Here is a 647-nt window from a genome sequence, read left to right on the forward strand (position 1 = left end):
AATTCACTAGTTATTCCAGATGCTCGCCAAATCTGAAAAAAACCAGAGGTTATTTGTATTCCTCGGAAACCCCCACCCACATCGCCATTCAAGATTTCTTGGCCCACTATTGGCCAAACCACCTGGGCGCTAGGTCCAATGTGAGTAGGATCGCTGAGCCATGCTTCATAATTGGAAAAACGAGCACCGTGGAAATACATGCCGCTCAGCCAAAGAAAGATGATGGAGAGTTGGCCGAAATGGGCACTAAATATTTTGCGAGAGATCTCCTCCAAATCACTGGTATGGCTATCGAAATCGTGAGCATCGGCATGTAGGTTCCAGATCCAAGTGGTAGTATCGGGTCCCTTAGCTATTGTTCTTGAGAAATGGCCCGGCCTAGCCCATTCCTCGAAAGAAGTTTTTACGGGATCCCTATCTACCAAAATTTTTACTTCTGGTTCCGGCGAACGAATAATCATTGAGTCCTCCTCTTTCCGGACAACACATACAAAGAGACCCGCCAACAGTCAGTAATTAGTGAACCTATGAGAGACGCTTATAATTAGTTTCTTTCTCTTCTATCTCTCATCTATCTATCTATTTTTTATCTATCTATTTTTTCTTTAGTTATTCACTAGAGCAATTATGATCTGGAAGTCGATCCG

At 43.3% G+C, this 647-nt stretch carries 1 protein-coding gene; it reads right to left on the reverse strand.

The window, feature by feature from the left end:
* Nucleotides 1–461: photosystem I psaA/psaB family protein (locus IEZ19_RS54470; protein WP_229841764.1), on the reverse strand; the 461-nt coding region annotated here is incomplete at its 3' end.
* Between the last annotated feature and the right edge of the window lie 186 nt (nucleotides 462–647).

It is taken from the genome of Streptomyces brasiliensis, from assembly GCF_014647875.1.
GTDB lineage: Bacteria > Actinomycetota > Actinomycetes > Streptomycetales > Streptomycetaceae > Streptomyces > Streptomyces brasiliensis.